Genomic DNA, 19,100 nt, shown 5'->3' with positions numbered 1-19,100 from the left:
CCAACAAAGCCAAACGATTGAAACTCGATCTGCGAGCTCTCAGCGTTATTGCTTAAAGGAAATAATAATATGATAAATATAGGCAGATTTCGCATGATTTAGTGAGTCAGGCTCAGACAATATTTTATTGTAAAAAATATAAAGCTAAACAACAAATGTTTGTTAGATTATTAAACAATATGAAAGTGCCTTATATTGATATCACAACATTTATTAGATAGAACAGTTTCACTGAGCCTACCGCGCTAGATCAAGTAATTACATGGGAACAGTCTTTACATTTTGTTTAAAATCAATCGCGACAGTAAAATAAACTCGATAAAAAATTGTAAAGAAATCCATTATCTATTTTGTACTGTTACAGGAACGCATTCTGGATCACATTGCTCTATTGAAATACTATCAGGTGTAATGTTCATAATGCCAAACTTAACATCTCGTGTGTCCGCGGTAATAAAGTGTGGCAGTTCTACTGAGGATTTTTGCCAATAAGCGAACTTATGGTTATGAGCATGGAGCATTTGATCGAACCCCATTAGCTTAAGTTCATCTGTTAACGTTGGCTCAACATCCCAAGGCTCAATGTGAGACATTCCAATTGTATGAAAACGTGTTTCATCACTCGAGATGAGCGCTTCATTCGCTATCCATTCTTTGTCAGGCACGTTTTCAAATTCGTATTTGTTATCGTTGTAAGCGATGAACTTTATGTTTTTATAGGTAAATGAATAATCAAATGGGCCAATAGTATCTAACCAAATAACGCGTCCATAAGCTAGAGCATCATGATTTCCAATAACGGATAAAATAGGCTTACTAGTGTGGCTCACAGCTTTGCATGTCCATTCGTATTCTTTTTCAACGCCAGTCTCTGTTAAATCACCTAACAGCAAAACAAAATCAACTTTATTTATTTTGTTAATTTTTTTTATTGTTAACTCAAGATCACCAGGGTATTGCTGCGGATCACCAATAACAGCGACACTAAAATCCGTTTTATCCTTATAACGCTTTTCGATTAGGTTGAGCCATTCTAAGTTAGCTTCAAGGTTTAACGTGTCACAATTGACATCGTTTTCCCAAGGGGATATATCAAACCGACATGAAGATATTAATAATGAAGTTATGGTTGCAAACATGATTTTTTTTATTAATGTCATTATAAATCCACCCTAAATCCAATTCCGTAACTTAAAATGCCTTCTAAGCCTAAAAACCGGTAGTTGTCTCGATAAAACTCAAAATTTCTAACGTAATTAATCAAACCAATATCTAATACACTCCAGTCCCAGTAAAACTCAACTCCATCTTGTAAAACAAAGTTTGTTTGCATACTAAAAATTACACGTCGGGCACTAGGTAAGTAGTAGTCTTTTGGGATGTCGTCAGGTAAAGTTTTATAAATATCATTGTCTTCCCCTCGTAATACAGTCACTGAAAAGCTATAAGGTTTCCACATGATTTCTTGGCCAATTGATATAAACGGGTATGACTTTGTTGGGGTATATCGGTATTTTAAACTAAGTAATGTCATATCATCATGATCAGCTAACTCAGGTACGTACCCTGCACCTATCGATAATGTGTGTTTATTTATGAATGTATAGCTATAAAAAGCATGGCCTAACCCCACAAGCCCAGAAGTTTGAAACTCTAGCTGTTGTTCACCTGACTTACTGGGCGCTGAAAATAAAAGTGATATAAATAAAAGAAGTATTCGCATCGATAATGTAAAGTATTCGTAATAAGTATTGGTAGTATAGACCAACCGGTCGGTACAATTAAGTATATTATTTTTATCAACATCATAAATGTAACTAGGAGTGATTCATGGCAAGAGAGCAATGGGGGATATGTGGTGAAGCAAATTTACACGGACTTCATTTGTTTTTTAATGCACACGATGGTTATGAACCCGTAATACGTGAAGCATTAAGTCAGTTACCAATAATATTAGAAGAGATAAACGAACAATTTTCTGAGGCGATGTTTAGTGGCGTTATCGCAATTGGATCTAGTTTTTGGGATGAGTTGTACCCGGATAAAAAACCTGAAGAATTGAGGCCTTTTCCAGCCATCCATCACGAAGACAGACACATGCCTGCTGTACCAGTCGACTTATATGTACAATTAAGGTCGGACAGACAAGATGTAAATTATATTGCTTGCAGACGGTTAATGAGCTTATTTGGTGAGATGATAGAATTAATTGAACAAGTGCCTTGTTTCCGTTATCTAGATGGGCGTGATTTAACGGGCTTTGTTGATGGCACCGAAAACCCTAAAGGCCGAAAACGAAGAGATGTAGCATTGGTAAAAGACGGTTCGTTTGCAGGGGGAAGTTACGTTCATGTGCAAAGATATCGTCATAATTTAGCCCGCTGGGAACAAGTACCTACTGAAGATCAAGAGTTAATCATTGGACGAACTAAAATTGATGACATTGAAATGTCAAAAGAAGAAATGCCGGAAACTGCTCATGTAAAAAGAGCAAATGTGAAAGACGAAGATGGCAATGGCTTAGAACTCATGCGTCAAAGTATGCCTTACGGTAATGTTTCCACCCAAGGTTTATTGTTTGTATCTTACTGTGCCAATGCCACTAATTTTGAGCGTATTTTACATAATATGGTGTTTGGTACTGATGAAGGTAATTACGATCATTTACTCGACTATACCACGGCAGAGACCGGTGCTGCCTTTTTTGCTCCTTCTATAGATTTCCTTACTTCTCAGGGAAATATAGATTAACAAGCCTTAATTACCTTCATAAACTCACTTATATATAATAAAAATTATTATGTATAAGTGAGGCAAACTCATATATTTTCTTATATGCTCCCTTTGCATAGTTAAGCTAATTGTTAGCATAACTAGTTAAATGGGTTCATATAATAATGAAAAAAATAGAAGCGATAGTTAAACCTTTTAGACTGGATGATGTGAGAGAAGCATTATCTGAAATTGGTACGGTGGGGATGACCATTACCGAAGTTAAAGGCTTTGGACGCCAAAAGGGGCATACCGAGACTTACCGTGGCGCTGAATATCAAGTTGATTTCCTTCCTAAAGTAAAAATTGATCTCATTGTCTCTGACGATGATGTTGAACGTTGCATAGAAGCCATCATAAAAGCGGCTCATACTGGTAAAGTTGGAGATGGTAAAGTATTTGTCTCTGATGTTGAACGCGTTATTCGTATACGTACGGGTGAACAAGATAACGAAGCTATTTAGGAGTATTGATTTTGGATCAAGTAAATAGTGCAGTAGAGACCTTAGTTCAGAGTTCAAATACGTTATTTATATTATTAGGTGCCATCATGGTGTTTGCTATGCATGCCGGTTTTGCTTTTTTAGAAGTAGGGACGGTTAGGCATAAAAACCAAGTAAATGCGTTAGTAAAGATCATGGCCGATTTTGGCGTTTCATGTATAGCGTACTTTTTCATTGGCTATTGGGTTGCATACGACACCACTTTTTTTGCCAGTGCAGAAGTGTTGTCACAAAATAATGGTTATGACCTAGTTAAATTTTTCTTTTTAATGACCTTTGCCGCCGCAATACCGGCTATAGTTTCTGGTGGTATCGCCGAACGTGGCCGTTTTTATCCTTTCTTATTTGCGTCTATGTTAATCGTAGGTTTGGTGTATCCATTTTTTGAAGGCCTTATCTGGAACGGCAATTTGGGTTTTCAAGCTTGGTTAGAAATGACCACTGGGGCGCAATTTCATGACTTCGCGGGTTCCGTTGTTGTACATGCTGTTGGCGGATGGTTAGCCTTTGTCGCTGTATTATTTCTAGGCATGCGCCAAGGTCGCCGCCGGGGTGGTAAATTAGTTGCGTTTGCTCCTTCCAATATACCGTTTTTAGCTTTAGGTGCATGGATCTTAAGTATTGGGTGGTTTGGTTTTAATGTGATGTCAGCCCAAACGTTGGATGGCATATCGGGCTTAGTTGCTGTCAACTCACTAATGGCTATGGTGGGGGGTATTATTGCTTCGTTATACTTTGGTAAAAACGACCCAGGTTTCATTCATAATGGGCCTCTGGCTGGGCTTGTGGCGGTATGCGCAGGTTCAGATATTATGCATCCAATCGGCTCACTAGTGGTAGGCTTAGTTGCTGGTGGGCTATTTGTTTGGTTATTTACCTATGTACAAAACAAATTTAAGTTTGATGATGTATTAGGTGTGTGGCCTTTACACGGTGTATGTGGTGCGTGGGGGGGATAGCTGCGGGTATCTTCGGCAGTGAGGCGTTTGGCGGTTTAGGTGGCGTTTCGTTCTCGGCGCAAATAATAGGGACATTAAGTGGAATTGCATTAGCTGTAGCTGGTGGGGCAATAGTCTATGGACTCATAAACTTATTATTTGGATTAAGGCTTTCTGAAGAACAAGAGTTTGATGGTGCTGATTTATCTATTCATAAAATTGCGTCAACCAATGATGAATAAACATTAGTCGTTAAAACAACGAGCGCAACACTTTTAAGTGCTGCGCTTTTTTATTTATACAGATTCAAATAATTGTCTGATGTTTTTAATTGTATGTTCGATGTCACTGACTTTCAGTGGGGCGATAAATATAGTGTCATCACCTGCAATAGTACCTAATACACCTTCTGCTTTACCGACTGAATCTAACAATCGGGCAATAAGCTGTGCTGCACCTGGGCTAGTACGTATGATCACCATAGATTCATTGTGTTCAATGTCTAATACTAACTGTCTTAATGGGCTTTTAGCCGTTGGCATGCCTAACTCAGCAGGTAAACAATACACCATTTCTAGTTTGGCATTACGTGTTCTTACTGCGCCAAATTTAGTCAATAATCTGGATACTTTTGATTGACTCACATTATCAAATCCAAGCCCTTTTAAGGCCTCGACGATATCGCCTTGAGAACCGAATCTTTCTTCTTTTAACAGCGCTTTAAATGACTTAATTAATTCTTCTTGTTTTACTTGGCTCATGGATTCCCCTTCTAACTTGGGCGCAGTTTAAAGTATTTAACTAAAATATACTAATTTAGACTAAATGCTAATTGAGTTTTTACTCATATTTAAGTATGGTTTGCCCGCAAAATGTACTCTACACAAAATGACTTCGGAGAAGAATATGAAAGTTGCAGTATTAGGTGCCGCAGGCGGTATAGGTCAAGCTCTATCTTTATTACTAAAAACTCAATTACCAGCGGGCACAGAATTAGCGCTATATGATGTTGCGCCAGTTGTTCCAGGTGTTGCTGTTGATTTGAGCCACATACCTACAGCTGTAAAAGTGGAAGGTTTTGGTGCTGATGACTTAGATAAAGCATTAACGGGTGCTGACGTTGTATTAATTCCAGCTGGCGTACCTCGTAAGCCTGGCATGGACCGTTCAGATTTATTTAACATCAATGCTGGTATCGTTAGAAACTTAATTGATGCAATTGCAGATCACGCTCCAGAAGCATGTATCGGTATCATTACTAATCCAGTTAACACGACTGTTGCAATCGCAGCAGAAGCATTAAAAGCGAAAGGTAAATATAACCCAGCTAAATTGTTTGGTGTAACAACACTAGACGTTATCCGTGCTGAAACGTTTGTTGCTGAATTAAAAGGCTTAGACGTAGAAGAAATCGTTGTTCCAGTTATCGGTGGACACAGTGGTACTACAATTCTTCCATTACTTTCACAAGTTGAAGGTGCTGATTTCACACAAGAAGAGATTGAGCAATTAACTCACCGTATCCAGAATGCGGGTACTGAAGTTGTTGAAGCTAAAGCGGGTGGCGGTTCTGCTACATTATCAATGGGACTTGCAGCTGCACGTTTCTGCTTAAGCTTAGTAGATGCATTAAACGGCGAAGACGACGTTTATGAATATACTTATGTTGAAGGCGACGGCGAAGATGCTCGTTTCTTTGCACAACCAGTATTAATTGGTAAAGACGGCGTGAAAGAAATTTTACATTACGGCGATATCAGTGAATATGAAGCTAAATGTAAAGCTGACATGTTAGACGGTCTTAAAGCTGACATTAAATTAGGCGAAGATTTTGTTAATAATCCAGCATAATAAGCTATAAGCTATAAGCTATAAGCTATAAGCTATAAGCTATAAGCTATAAGCTATAAGCTATAAGCTATAAGCTATAAGCTATAAGCTATAAGCTATAAGCTATAAGCTATAAGCTATAAGAGAAAGGTGCATATTGAATGCACCTTTTTTTATGTCCGAAATATGAGTGATAATGTTGCGAAACTGATATGACTCCATAAAAGTAGACTTTATTTTAGTTATAGTGCTTTTAATCTTGCAATTATATTTTGGTGATCTGATGTTGAAGCACTTTCAAAAAGTTCATGTTTTATTTCAAGGGTATAAGTAAAGTCACTTTGCTGTAAACTTAATTTAGGGTTAATAATTGTCCAATATATTGATAATGGCTTATCTGCAGAAAGCCCAGAGTAATTTGTGTTTGCGTAATGTTTTAGAAGTAATAGTAAGTCGATAAATAAAACATCAAAGATACAATTATGGGCTATTTCCATTGAGTAGTTTTCTTTGGGTTTTAATATTTTTCTAGCGAATTTTTTTCTAGAATTAGAAGCTGGACTTTCATATAAGCAAGCAATAGCAAGTAGTAAAATATGCGAGTGTTCTTTTAATTTATATTTTTTAGCAAGATTGAAGATTTTATCTAAGATACTATTTTTATTTTTATATGAAACTGATTGATATATAAATGGACTAACTTCCATCAAAAAACCAATGAAATCATTATAATTTTTTGTTAAAAAATCATATATTATTTTTAATTGAAAGTTAGTTAGTTCTGAAACTATTACATTTTTAAACTGTTTAGTAACAATTTGACTACACTCTTCAATATTTTTCAGAAATATGTCAAATTCAGGCAGCTTTCTTTTATCTCCCTCTAAGGCTGAAAATATAACATTGATCTCTAAGCTATCTTTATTTGACTTATGAAATGGATTGAACCACCAAGAGTTTTCAGAGTAGTGCGCTTTTCCTTTTTGGCTACCTTCAAAAGTGGATAGTATATTTCGATCAATCAAAAATGTTGGAGGTATAGTGAAGGGAGCTGGTAACCAACCATTGTCTACTAAACTGAAGACCGTTAAGTTTTCGTGAAAGTCTAAAGGGACATGTACAGTTTGATTTGCTTTTGAAGGATTGTAGTCATTTTTAGTTATTTTAGCTTTGATATTAAAAGATTTTGTATTGTTCTTTAATAAATCTGAAGTTTTTAATGGATAAAATAATTCTACGTTTAAATCTTCATAATTCCCTGTAGCTGAGTCTGTAATTTTTATCCACAAATCAATGACATTCCTATTTTTACGCGTAACTAATTTTAAAATAAATAAAAGAAAACCGTTATAGTATCCTAATAAATGCGGACAATTGTTTTACTTACAGCTTACAGCTTACAGCTTACCGCTCTTAAGCCGTTCTATTAACTGAAATATTAGCCAGTGCGATTAGTGCTTGTTTATAATCAGAATCAGGAATAATGTCTAACATCTGAATTGCTTTATCAGCTTCTTCGTTTGCTTTTTGTTTTGTGTACTCCAAAGCACCGGTTTGCTCCATAGTGGCTAAAATAGCAGTTAAATGCTCCATGCCATTACCATGTTCAATCGCATCACTGATCTGCTGCTGTTGGATACCTGAGCTATTCCACATGGCGTATAACAGCGGTAATGTCGGTTTCCCTTCAGCTAAATCGTCCCCTACGTTTTTGCCCATATCTTGTGCTTCTGACGCATAATCCATAACATCATCAATTAATTGGAACGCGGTGCCTAAGTGCATGCCATATAAACGCATAGCGTCTTCGACTTCAGGTGTACTGTTAGCAATGATGGCCGCTAGTTGTGTTGTTGCTTCAAACAAACGAGCGGTTTTTCCGTAGATGACATCAAAATAACTTTGTTCCGTTGTGCTTGGATCATTGCAATTCATTAACTGTAATACTTCGCCTTCAGATATAACATTGGTGGCATCGGCTAAAATGCTCATGACGCGCATTGAATCTAATGTCACCATCATTTGGAAGGAGCGAGTATATAAAAAGTCACCGACTAAAACGCTGGCTTGATTACCAAATACCGCGTTTGCGGTTTGTTTGCCGCGTCTTAGGGTTGATTCATCAACAACGTCGTCGTGTAATAAGGTAGCCGTATGAATAAATTCAATGATTGCGGCTAATGTATGTTGCTTTTCACCTTGGTAACCTAAGGCACTGGCAGCCAGAACTGTCAACATAGGGCGAATACGTTTCCCACCGCTATTTACGATATACATACCGAGTTGGTTTATTAACGCGACATCAGAGTTTAACTGTTTGCTAATACACTGATTAACCAACTGCATATCTTGCTCTGCTAATTCAGAAATTTGTTTGATGTTCATTTACAGTTCGACTAATTGATACTTGGACTCTAAAATTGTGCGTTATCTTACCTGAGTATCCAAACATTCTAAATAACTTAACCCAAATTCTTGATATTTAGTGGAAATAGTAATCAATGAAATTGTATTTATACTCAAATATTTAGCAACTTGGCGTGAAAATGAGAAGATTATGTAAAATAATCAAGATTAATTTAAAATTAAGTCAATTTATGCTTGCGTCTATATTTCAACTCCATTAGAATTCGCGCCCTGTTTTACAGAATTAATTTGTGCGAAGAACGCACAGGAGACGGAGTAATATGTACGCGGTATTCCAAAGTGGTGGTAAACAACACCGTGTTGCTGAAGGCCAAACTATTCGTCTTGAGAAACTTAATGTAGAAACTGGTTCTATCATTGAGTTTGATCAGGTGTTATTAGTAGCTAATGGCGACGACGTTAAAGTTGGCGCTCCATTAGTAGCTGGCGGAAAAGTTTCAGCTGAAGTTGTATCTCACGGTCGTGGTGAGAAAATTAAAATTGTTAAATTTAAGCGTCGTAAACATTCACGTAAACAAGCTGGCCATCGTCAGTGGTTTACAGAAGTGAAAGTTACTGGCATTAGCGCTTAATTAATAGAGGAACTATAAAATGGCACATAAAAAGGCTGGTGGTAGTACTCGTAACGGTCGTGATTCAGAAAGCAAACGTTTAGGTGTTAAACGTTTTGGTGGCGAATCAGTTTTATCTGGCAGCATCATCGTTCGTCAACGTGGAACAAAATTCCACGCTGGTTCTAACGTAAGCATGGGCCGCGATCACACATTGTTTGCTACTGCAGAAGGTAAAGTTAAGTTTGACGTTAAAGGTCCTCTTAACCGTAAATACGTAAGTATTGTAGCTGAATAATTTCAGTTAACCTTTTCAAAATTTGAAACCCCGCTGTTGCGGGGTTTTTTGTTTTTACACTTAATATTGAATGCGAATGGCCCATTTACTTGGCAGATGTTTGGGTTCAGTCATATAGTTGTAATTATTCAAGTTGTTATTCTCGTTTTTGTTAACAGAGTCACAAGTTGAATAGTTACAATTCTTCTTAAGATAAGAGTTATTCGTGATATGAAATTTGTAGATGAAGTAGAAATTAAAGTAGAAGCTGGCGATGGTGGCAACGGTGCCATTTCATTTCGTCGCGAGAAATATGTTCCAATGGGCGGTCCTGACGGTGGTGATGGTGGCGACGGCGGCGACGTATTCCTTGAGGCTGATGAAGGTTTAAATACTTTAGTTGATTACCGTTTTGAACGTTTTCATAAAGCGCAACGTGGCCAAAATGGAATGGGGCGTAAATGTACAGGTCAACGTGGTGTAGATTGTGTTTTACCTGTACCTATCGGTACTCGTGCCCGTGACTTAGATACAAATGAAGTTATTGGCGACTTGACTAAACATGGTCAACGTTTGTTAGTGGCTAAAGGTGGTTTCCACGGTTTAGGTAATACTCGTTTTAAAAGTAGTGTAAACCGCGCTCCACGCCAAAAAACTAATGGTTCTGAAGGTGAAGTTCGTGATCTTCAATTAGAGTTATTATTATTAGCCGATATAGGCATGTTAGGTTTACCAAATGCTGGTAAATCAACATTTATTCGTAATGTATCAGCAGCTAAACCAAAAGTGGCGGATTATCCGTTTACCACTTTAGTACCTAACTTAGGTGTAGTGAGAGCGGGGAACTCGTTTGTTATTGCTGATATTCCAGGGTTAATAGAAGGTGCGTCAGAAGGTGCGGGTCTTGGAATTCGATTCCTACGTCACTTAGAACGTTGTCGTGTACTATTACACTTGGTTGATATTCTGCCAGTTGACGGTTCAAACCCGGTTGATAATGCGAGAATCATTGTTAATGAGTTAAGACAGTACAGTGAAAAGTTAGTTGAGAAACCGCGTTGGTTAGTCTTTAATAAAATTGACTTGTTACCTGAAGATGAAGCAAATGAACTTTGTCAGAACATAGCGAAAGAGTTGGAATGGGAAGGACCTATTTACCAAATATCTGCGGTAAATGGCATCAACACCAAAGAATTGTGTAACGACATCTCTGATGCGCTTGAGTTAATGCCGAGAGAGTTAGTTACAGATGAAGAAGATAAGTTAATGTTTCAATGGGATACTCCTCAGCCTGAAGGCTTTGATGATGACCTTGACGACGAAGATTGGGATGATGAAGACGATCACCCTAATGTCATTTACACCAAAGAATAGCTTTAAAAGAATAAGAATATGACAAAGATATCTTTAATTGCCGCGATGGCAAAAGATAGAGTTATTGGCAAAGACAACGACATGCCATGGCACTTACCAGCCGATTTAAAACACTTTAAAAAGGTGACATTTGGTAAGCCTGTGATCATGGGACGAAGAACGTTCGAATCAATTGGACGTCCTTTACCCGGTCGTAAAAACATTGTTATTACACGTAATCAACAATGGACACACGAGGGAGTGGAGGTTGTATCTTCAACAGAGTTAGCGATGTCTTTAGTCGCAGGCGTTGATGAAGTTATGATCATTGGTGGTGGTAAAATATATGAACAATTTTTACCCCAGGCTGATATTTTGTATTTAACATTTATTGACTTGGACGTTGATGGCGATACTCGTTTTCCGGATTGGACAACAATCGGTGCTTGGCAACAAGTTGAATCAGAAAGCCATAAGCCGGATGAAAATAATTCTCTTGCTTATGAATTTGTTCGGTTTGACAAAAAATAGTTAAACGAAGTTTAGCTTTAAAGTTTAATAACAAAATGTTTTATGGTATTTTCAGTTCGAAAGAAACTAATGGGGTGTATTTAATGAAGTTTTTTGCAAGTATCTTAACAACTATATTGGTGATGATGGTTTTAACCTTTTCACCAGTGGTTAAATCTGCGGATGTTGGAGCTTTGTTAGCCGGTATTTGTGACAATGTTGCAACGGATAATAAAGGTCGTTTCCGTAAAAAATTAAAAGAAGCCGGTGTTAAACTGCGTAATATATATGATGGTATTTCTTGTGGTGGTGAGCCTCTTGTTCGTTATGCGATAAAGAGCGGCGCGACAAGTACTGGTGAGTTTATTGTTAAACGTCTACCAGCATCACACTTTGCAAGTTCTGGTGATGCAGAATGGGCAGCCAGTAACGGTTTTGGTGATTCACCAATCGTTAAAGCAATAGCTGAGCGTTAATACCAGTTCGACATAAAATAAAAAAACCGCTTAAAGGCGGTTTTTTTATGTTTGATGCAAAGTGAAATTGAACTAAAAATTTATGGGTTAAATGAAAAGTCTTTTATTTGATCTATTGGTAACGGTTTACTTATATAAAAACCTTGTGCAAAGTCAGCTCCTGATTTACGTAGCTCATCAAAAGTGAGTTTATCTTCAACAAACTCAGCTACACAAACTTTTCCAAGGGTATTAGCAACACTTATTATTGCTAAAACAAGTGACCTATCCACTGAATTTGTCGCCATATCTTTCACAAAACTACCGTCAATTTTAACTGAGTTCGCGGGTAACTCTTTTAAGTAAGCAAAGGTACTAAATCCAGTGCCAAAGTCATCAATGGAAAACTGGCAGCCGAGCAGTTTTAGTTTTTCTATCATTCGCCGTGTTCCACTTACATTAGTTAAACTGGCGGATTCCGTCAATTCGAAAATGATCTTGGCACCGTCAACATTATGGAGGTTTAATTTTTCTTGAATTAACGGTAAAAGCCTTTCATCTGAAAAGGCTTGTGCAGATAAATTTATTGCCACTTTATGCAATTCTGGGTGTTGGCTGACTAATTTTATAGCTTGGTGAACCACTTGGTGATCCAACATGTTTATATCTTCTGCTCTTTCTAATGCAGGTATAAACTCGTTGGGATAGATTATTTGCCCATTTAGATTTAAACGAACTAGGGCTTCATAATAAGCCACCTCATCATTTTTAAGATCCCAAATAGGTTGGAAGTGGAGAATAATGCCATCGTTCACTACGGCTTCTTGTAAACGATGTGCCCATTGCATATTGTCATGTTGTTGTTTGGTATCGGTATCGGTTTCAGAATAACAGTGAGTTCTATTCCGGCCTTTATTTTTGGCAACATATAAAGCAATGTCAGCTCTTCGTAAATACTCTGGGGCCGTCGCATTACCATCGATTTCAGACGCGCCAATACTTGCACTTATTTTGTAACTGTTATTGCCAAATTGGAAATGGGCATTGGCAATTTGATTACAAATGCTTTGCCCAATGTTCATCGCTTGGTCTAAATGTGTCTCTGCTAATAAGATGACAAACTCATCGCCACCTACACGACATAAAATATCAGATTGGCGAACCCGTTTTGATAATAATTGCGCCACTTCCTTTAATACAAGATCGCCCATTTGATGACCTTCGGTATCGTTGATGATCTTAAAGTGATCTAAATCGATATAAAGAAGGCAATGTGCGGTTCTGCCACGTGAGGCAAGTAAGGTTAGCCTATTTAATTCGGTGTCAAAAAAGTACCTGTTGTGCAGTCCTGTTAAGGTATCGTGTAACGCAAGGTGTTGTAATTTATCCTCAGCAATTTTTCTGTCATCGATATTATCTATGGTGGCAGCAAGGCCTCTTACTTTCTTATTTTTAATCAATTGATGAAACTTAATCTCAACCCAAACACTTTTCCCTTGTGCGTTAAGCACTCGAACTTCTTCTGTTGACGAAGACGTGGTTTGCATTAATAAGTTATTTAATTGAGCAGAAAACTTTGCGGTACCAAATTCATCATTGTCGATGAATTCCATAATGTTACGACCAAGAGACTGTGCAATAGTAAAACCGGTTAAGGTTTTCCATGCGTTATTTAAAAATCGTATGTGCCCTGTTTCATCTAATTCCATGACAACGGAACTCAATTGCCCTAGTAATTGAGTATGTTCATTGGATAAGGCTTTAAATTTACGTTCACTTTTCTCTAATTGATCGACTTTGCCAGTAAATTGTTTATTACTGATCATAAAATCGTTTCGGCGGGCAGCGCGTTCACAAATGTTAAGCACTCGTGATGCATTAAAAGGATTGTATATAAAGTCACTCGCACCATTTAATACAAAGTGTTCAGCGCAGTCAAAGTCATTTCTTGGGACAAGCACAACAATAGGTAAACTAGGTACTTCATAACGAATGGTTTGCATCAATGGCATTGCCGCTTCGTTCTCAAGCTCACTGTCGATGATGACAAAATCAAAGTCTTTTTGACGGATCAGTGACAATCCACTTTTTGCTGAATCTGTGGTGTCCACATAAAATCGTTCTTTTAATATTGCTTGGAAGTCTTGAGTGGTGTCTTCCTGTGAAATAATGGTTAACCCATTTAACCTATCTTTAAGGGGTAAAGAAGTAGAAAAGGCGTCAGCTAAAATTTCATTTACACGAGCGGAGTCAGACTTAGCTAATACAGAGTTGATTCCAAATGATTTTGCAGTTGCCTCTGCGATACGTTCACTATGGGTATCGGCTAATAAAACGATGGGCGTCTTTTTATCACATTTGTAAATGTCTGAGCGGATTAAACTGGATAAACACCAAGCATCTACATCGCCGATATTTATATCAGAAATGATAAATTGATAAGGATTTTGCCTAAGTTTGTCGATTGCGTCATTACTATCAAAAGCTACGTCAACATCAAAAAGTTGAAGTTTGTTAATGTAATTTTTCAACTTTGTCCTAGTTTCTGCATCGGCAGAAATTAACAACAAGGGTAGTTGACTATTCATATAGAGTAATATCGCTCATTTTATGTAATCGGACTAAAACGTGTCCTACTTTATAAATAATATGAGTAATAAACAAGACTCTAAATCTTAAACGCTGATACAATATCTATTTGTTTGATTTTATCTAACGATCATACTTGATGAGTATGGCAATATTTCTTAATAGAGGTTTGTAGTGCAAGTAGCTGATTTTCATTTTGACTTACCAGAAACATTAATTGCCAAAGCGCCAAAGAAGCAGCGCAGTAGTAGTAAATTGATGGCGTTAGATGGGCAAACTGGCGATATTAAACATTGTCAATTTGAACAAATTTTAGATTTGGTGAATGAAGGGGATTTATTAATATTTAATAATACTCGAGTTATACCAGCAAGATTGTTTGGCCAAAAAGAAAGTGGTGGAAAGGTAGAGATTTTAGTTGAGCGCTTAGTGGATGAACATACGGTACTTGCGCATGTTCGAGCAAGCAAGTCACCAAAGCCAGGTAATATTTTAACATTAGAAAATGCCGTTAAAGTGGAAATGATAAAGCGTCACAATGATTTGTTTGAATTGAAGTTTTTATCAAATGAATCAGCATTGTCGGCGTTAGAAAACTACGGTCATATGCCGTTGCCGCCTTATATTGACCGACCTGATACGGAAGATGATAGAGAGCGTTATCAAACGGTTTACAATGAAAAACCGGGGGCAGTAGCAGCACCAACTGCTGGATTACACTTTACTGAAGAATTAATAAAAAAGTTAAAAGACAAAGGCGTAAGTACAGAGTTTGTGACTTTACATGTTGGCGCTGGAACGTTTCAGTCAATTCGAGTCGATGATGTACAAGAGCATGTGATGCATTCTGAATATGCAGAAGTGCCGGAAAACGTTGTTGAAGCTATACAGTCAACCAAAGCCAATGGTAAGCGTGTCATTGCCGTTGGTACAACCTCAGTGCGCTCAATAGAATCTGCTGCTTGGAAGTGCGCAATGCCGAGCAAACAATTTGATCAATTAGTTCCTTTTACAGGCGAAACCGACATTTTCATTTATCCAGGATATGAATTTAAGGTGGTGGATGCCATGGTGACTAATTTTCACTTGCCAGAATCGACCTTGATTATGTTAGTGTCTGCCTTTGCAGGTAAAGAGAATATATTAAAAGGTTACAATTTAGCGATTGCTAACGAGTATCGTTTTTTTAGTTACGGCGATGCCATGTTTTTAACGAATCAAGCTACGGATTAAGCTTGTTTATAGATCATAGCTAATTTCAACTAGAGGGTTACTCTTTAAACCCTCTGGTATATAATACCCGCCATTTTATTACCCATTGCTGAATGCTTAGTTATTTAAATAAAATTTGAACCTAAAGCATATTAATCAGCCCTTAGTTTTGAGACTTAGAATGAAGTTTGAATTATTAAATACAGACGGTAAAGCTCGCCGAGGCAGAATTACCTTTGACCGAGGTGTTATTGAAACACCTGCATTTATGCCTGTTGGTACCTACGGCACTGTAAAAGGGATGACACCAGAAGAAGTTAAAGAAACGGGTGCTCATATTTGTTTGGGTAATACCTTTCATTTAATGTTGCGTCCAGGCACAGAAATCATTCGTAAACATGGTGATTTACATGACTTCATGGGTTGGGATAAGCCAATCCTTACTGACTCTGGTGGTTTCCAAGTATTTAGTTTAGGTGATTTAAGAAAGATCACAGAAGCCGGTGTTGAATTCCGTTCACCAATTAATGGTGAAAAGATCATGTTAACACCTGAACGTTCAATTGCGGTTCAACGTGATTTAGGTTCAGATATTGTCATGATATTTGATGAATGTACCCCTTACCCAGCGACATTCGAAGAAGCGAAAACGTCGATGGAATTATCCCTAAGATGGGCTGAACGTTCTAAAAATGAACACGGTGATAGCAAATCAGCGTTATTCGGTATTGTGCAAGGTGGTATGTATCCAGAGTTACGCGAATCTTCGTTGGAAGGTCTAGAAGGTATCGGGTTTGACGGTTATGCAATAGGCGGATTATCTGTTGGTGAACCAAAAGAGGATATGATTAATATTCTTGATACCACAGCATATAAATTACCAGAAAATAAACCTCGTTATTTGATGGGGGTTGGTAAACCAGAAGATATCGTTGAATCAGTGCGTCGTGGTATTGATATGTTCGATTGTGTAATGCCAACTCGAAATGCGCGTAATGGACATTTATTTGTAACCAATGGGGTTATAAAAATTCGTAACGCTCGCCATAAGGATGATCCTTCAACATTGGATGATGAATGTGATTGTTACACATGTAAAAACTATTCACGTGCGTACTTACATCACTTAGACAAATGTAATGAAATCTTAGGTGCGAGATTAAACACGATTCATAATTTACGTTTTTACCAACGTGTGATGGAAGGGTTAAGAGCAGCAATAGATGAAAATAAATTAGATGAATTTGTTGCTGATTTCTACGCAAGAAGAGAATTGCCAGTTCCTAGCTTGTCTGATGAAGGTTTAGCAAGTTAAGTACATAAAATAATAAAACTAAGGGCATGCAGTTGTATCTATACGGTTTGCCCTTATATAGAATTTCAATATAAAAATTAAAATAAAATATTAAGGAAAACTAATGAGCTTATTTATTTCAAATGCATATGCAGAAGGCGGAGCAGCACCAGCAGCAGGTCCAGACATGTTAATTATGTTGTTGATCTTCGGTCTAATCTTTTATTTCATGATTTATCGTCCGCAAGCTAAACGCGTTAAAGAGCATAAAAACTTGGTTAGCTCATTAAGCAAAGGTGACGAAGTGCTTACTGCCGGTGGCATGCTTTGTAAAATCACTAAAGTATCAGATGATAAAGACTTTGTTAAAGTTGAATTAGCTGAAAATACTGAAATTATGATCCAAAAATCATCAATCAGTTCAGTACTTCCTAAAGGCACAATTAAATCAATCTAATTGTTCCAAAATGCCAGCCTTTGGGCTGGCTTTTTTTTAGTTAAATAAATTCAAAAGGGTTAACACGTGTTAAACAAGTATCCACTTTGGAAATACATAATGGTGTTGATGATATTGGCCATAGGCGCCTTATACTCAGCACCTAACTTATATGGTGAAGATCCAGCGATTCAAGTCTCAGGACTTCGTGGTGCGGAAGTTAACGCATTAGTATTAGATAGCGTTGTAGAAAAATTAGATAACGCAAATATCAGTTACAAAAAATCAGAGTTAACAACAGACCGTATATTAATTCGCCTAAAAAATTCAGATGACCAATTAAAAGCTAAAGAAGCGATTGGCGACAGTTTAGGCGACAGTTATGTTGTGGCATTAAACTTAGCGCCTGCGACACCAGCTTGGTTAGAAGCGATAGGCGCCGGACCTCTTAAGTTAGGTTTAGATTTACGTGGTGGTGTACATTTCTTGATGGAAGTGGACATGGGTGAAGCGATGAATAAGTCGTATACCCAAATGGTTGAAGATTTCAAAGCTGACTTACGTGAAGAAAAAATTCGCTATCGTACTATTAAACGTGACGTAGCAAACGAAGCAGTTCGTATCGAGCTTCGTAAAGAAGAGGATTTAGATCCGGCTCGTCGATTACTAGAAAAACGCTATCAAGGTTACAGTATTGTTGAAGACAGTAATTCTAATGGTTACGAATTACTGGTAAGAATGACACCAGAAAAGATAAAAGAAACGCGTAACTATGCTGTAGATCAAAATATTACCATCATTCGTAACCGTGTTAATGAATTGGGGGTTGCAGAGCCTTTAGTACAACGTCAAGGTCAAGACCGAATTGTTGTACAGCTTCCTGGTGTACAAGATACTGCAAGAGCAAAAGAAATTTTGGGTGCTACCGCGACACTAGAATTTAAACTGGTTGATACTAACGGAGACTTAGGTGCTGCATTAAATGGACGCGTTCCACCTCGTGCAAAATTATATGAAAAGTCAAAAGTTGGGCCGGTTTTATTAGAGAAGAAAGTGGCGTTAACTGGGGATCATATTGTTGATGCAAGTAGTTCATTTGATGAGTACGGCATGCCACAAGTAAACATTTCTTTAGATTCAAAAGGCGGCACAAAAATGTCAGCGTTTACTAAGGACAATGTTGGTAACCAAATGGCCGTTGTCTTTATTGAATACAAAAAAACAGACAAACAAGACGCGAATGGCAAATTCAAACTTAAGAAGATTGAAGAAGTAATCAGTGTTGCCACAATCCAATCTCGATTAGGCCGTAACTTCCGCATAACAGGCTCTGGTTCACAAGCTGAAGCTCATAACTTAGCGTTATTGTTACGTGCTGGTGCTTTGATTGCGCCAATTCAAATTGTTGAAGAACGTACAGTTGGTCCAAGCCTAGGTCAAGAAAACATTGATGCGGGTATGAATGCCGTATTATTAGGTTTTGGATTAGTGCTTATCTTTATGCTTATCTATTATAAAAAGTTTGGTTTAGTAGCCAATGTTGCACTGGCTGCAAACTTAATAATGATCATTGGTGTTATGTCTATGATCCCAGGCGCGACATTAACCTTGCCAGGGATAGCTGGTATCGTATTAACGGTAGGTATGGCCGTTGATGCCAATGTACTTATATTTGAACGTATTAGAGAAGAGTTGAGAGATAACCGTAGTCCACAACAAGCAATACATCATGGTTATGATAGTGCATTCTCAACGATTGCCGATGCAAACATAACTACCTTTATTGCGGCTGTGATCTTATTTGCAATTGGTACAGGTCCAATTAAAGGATTTGCCATCACGCTTGCGATTGGTATTGCGACGTCAATGTTTACTGCAATTGTAGGTACACGAGCAATTGTAAATGCCACATGGGGTGGTAAACGTATTGATAACCTTTCAATTTAAAACGAC

The 19,100-nt window shown here is 37.6% G+C and carries 18 protein-coding genes and 1 pseudogene; 13 read left to right on the top strand and 6 right to left on the bottom strand.

The annotated features are described in order from the left end of the window. Nucleotides 1-341: 341 nt before the first annotated feature. Together RT723_RS10120 and RT723_RS10115 are read right to left on the bottom strand one after the other, a co-directional pair. Complete coding sequence (locus RT723_RS10120; protein WP_315946948.1) at nucleotides 342-1,160, bottom strand: metallophosphoesterase family protein; 819 nt, start codon at nucleotides 1,158-1,160, stop codon at nucleotides 342-344. Then, a complete protein-coding gene (locus RT723_RS10115; protein ID WP_315946947.1) occupies nucleotides 1,160-1,723 on the bottom strand; it encodes a hypothetical protein in 564 nt (187 codons plus the stop codon). The genes RT723_RS10120 and RT723_RS10115 overlap by 1 nt, the downstream gene beginning before the upstream one ends. Nucleotides 1,724-1,830: 107 nt before the next feature. Here RT723_RS10115 and RT723_RS10110 point away from each other — a divergent pair, with 107 nt between their 5' ends. From RT723_RS10110 to RT723_RS10100, 3 genes and pseudogenes are all read left to right on the top strand, one after another. After that, the gene (locus RT723_RS10110; RefSeq protein WP_315946946.1) at nucleotides 1,831-2,751 is read left to right on the top strand and encodes a Dyp-type peroxidase; all 921 of its coding nucleotides are present in this window, start codon (nucleotides 1,831-1,833) and stop codon (nucleotides 2,749-2,751) included. Between the two features lie 146 nt (nucleotides 2,752-2,897). Further along, nucleotides 2,898-3,236, top strand: coding sequence for a P-II family nitrogen regulator (locus tag RT723_RS10105; RefSeq protein ID WP_216053747.1), 339 nt, complete (start codon nucleotides 2,898-2,900; stop codon nucleotides 3,234-3,236). Nucleotides 3,237-3,247: 11 nt separating this feature from the next. Further along, nucleotides 3,248-4,455 (top strand): annotated as a pseudogene (locus tag RT723_RS10100) (ammonium transporter). A gap of 54 nt (nucleotides 4,456-4,509) precedes the next feature. Here RT723_RS10100 and argR read toward each other — a convergent pair. Beyond that, nucleotides 4,510-4,974, bottom strand: coding sequence for a transcriptional regulator ArgR (gene argR, locus RT723_RS10095; RefSeq protein ID WP_216053749.1), 465 nt, complete (start codon nucleotides 4,972-4,974; stop codon nucleotides 4,510-4,512). 145 nt (nucleotides 4,975-5,119) lie between these two features. On the opposite strand from argR, the gene mdh reads away from it, so the two are divergent. After that, nucleotides 5,120-6,064 carry a malate dehydrogenase gene (gene mdh / locus RT723_RS10090; protein WP_315946945.1) on the top strand — a complete coding sequence of 315 codons (945 nt, stop codon included), beginning with the start codon at nucleotides 5,120-5,122 and terminating at the stop codon, nucleotides 6,062-6,064. A 221-nt stretch (nucleotides 6,065-6,285) separates the two neighbouring features. Here mdh and RT723_RS10085 read toward each other — a convergent pair whose 3' ends face one another. After that, nucleotides 6,286-7,332: a hypothetical protein gene (locus RT723_RS10085; RefSeq protein WP_315946944.1), complete on the bottom strand. Its 1,047-nt coding sequence runs from the start codon at nucleotides 7,330-7,332 to the stop codon at nucleotides 6,286-6,288. 124 nt (nucleotides 7,333-7,456) lie between these two features. Beyond that, nucleotides 7,457-8,428 carry an octaprenyl diphosphate synthase gene (gene ispB, locus RT723_RS10080; protein WP_315946943.1) on the bottom strand — a complete coding sequence of 324 codons (972 nt, stop codon included), beginning with the start codon at nucleotides 8,426-8,428 and terminating at the stop codon, nucleotides 7,457-7,459. Nucleotides 8,429-8,730: 302 nt separating this feature from the next. Between ispB and rplU the strand changes: the two genes are divergently transcribed. The 5 genes from rplU to RT723_RS10055 all read left to right on the top strand — a co-directional run bounded on the left by rplU (nucleotide 8,731) and on the right by RT723_RS10055 (nucleotide 11,637). After that, entirely contained in the window at nucleotides 8,731-9,042 is a 312-nt protein-coding gene (rplU, locus tag RT723_RS10075) for a 50S ribosomal protein L21 (protein ID WP_216053752.1), read from the top strand. A 19-nt stretch (nucleotides 9,043-9,061) separates the two neighbouring features. Beyond that, on the top strand, nucleotides 9,062-9,319 hold the full coding sequence (rpmA, locus tag RT723_RS10070) for a 50S ribosomal protein L27 (RefSeq protein WP_216053753.1): 258 nt from the start codon (nucleotides 9,062-9,064) through the stop codon (nucleotides 9,317-9,319). A 210-nt stretch (nucleotides 9,320-9,529) separates the two neighbouring features. Next, nucleotides 9,530-10,672, top strand: a complete 1,143-nt coding sequence (gene cgtA / locus RT723_RS10065; protein WP_216053754.1) for an Obg family GTPase CgtA — start codon at nucleotides 9,530-9,532, stop codon at nucleotides 10,670-10,672. An 18-nt stretch (nucleotides 10,673-10,690) separates the two neighbouring features. Next, nucleotides 10,691-11,182 (top strand): type 3 dihydrofolate reductase, encoded by a 492-nt coding sequence (gene folA / locus RT723_RS10060; RefSeq protein ID WP_315946942.1) that lies wholly within the window; start codon nucleotides 10,691-10,693, stop codon nucleotides 11,180-11,182. A gap of 83 nt (nucleotides 11,183-11,265) precedes the next feature. Next, on the top strand, nucleotides 11,266-11,637 hold the full coding sequence (locus RT723_RS10055) for a DUF3718 domain-containing protein (protein ID WP_252731588.1): 372 nt from the start codon (nucleotides 11,266-11,268) through the stop codon (nucleotides 11,635-11,637). Nucleotides 11,638-11,717: 80 nt separating this feature from the next. Here the strand turns inward: RT723_RS10055 and RT723_RS10050 are convergent, their stop codons facing one another. Then, a complete protein-coding gene (locus RT723_RS10050) occupies nucleotides 11,718-14,204 on the bottom strand; it encodes an EAL domain-containing protein (protein ID WP_315946941.1) in 2,487 nt (828 codons plus the stop codon). A gap of 175 nt (nucleotides 14,205-14,379) precedes the next feature. Here RT723_RS10050 and queA point away from each other — a divergent pair, with 175 nt between their 5' ends. The 4 genes from queA to secD all read left to right on the top strand — a co-directional run bounded on the left by queA (nucleotide 14,380) and on the right by secD (nucleotide 19,094). Further along, on the top strand, nucleotides 14,380-15,438 hold the full coding sequence (gene queA / locus RT723_RS10045) for a tRNA preQ1(34) S-adenosylmethionine ribosyltransferase-isomerase QueA (RefSeq protein WP_315946940.1): 1,059 nt from the start codon (nucleotides 14,380-14,382) through the stop codon (nucleotides 15,436-15,438). Nucleotides 15,439-15,598: 160 nt separating this feature from the next. Continuing rightward, on the top strand, nucleotides 15,599-16,732 hold the full coding sequence (gene tgt / locus RT723_RS10040; protein WP_216053758.1) for a tRNA guanosine(34) transglycosylase Tgt: 1,134 nt from the start codon (nucleotides 15,599-15,601) through the stop codon (nucleotides 16,730-16,732). 103 nt (nucleotides 16,733-16,835) lie between these two features. After that, on the top strand, nucleotides 16,836-17,168 hold the full coding sequence (gene yajC / locus RT723_RS10035) for a preprotein translocase subunit YajC (protein ID WP_315946939.1): 333 nt from the start codon (nucleotides 16,836-16,838) through the stop codon (nucleotides 17,166-17,168). A gap of 66 nt (nucleotides 17,169-17,234) precedes the next feature. Continuing rightward, complete coding sequence (secD, locus tag RT723_RS10030) at nucleotides 17,235-19,094, top strand: protein translocase subunit SecD (protein WP_216053760.1); 1,860 nt, start codon at nucleotides 17,235-17,237, stop codon at nucleotides 19,092-19,094. Nucleotides 19,095-19,100 lie beyond the last annotated feature (6 nt).

It is taken from the genome of Psychrosphaera aquimarina (genome assembly GCF_032461525.1).
Taxonomy (GTDB): Bacteria; Pseudomonadota; Gammaproteobacteria; order Enterobacterales; family Alteromonadaceae; genus Psychrosphaera; species Psychrosphaera aquimarina.
Note: the sequence above shows the minus strand (reverse complement) of the source record. Positions and strands in the feature narration are given on the sequence as shown.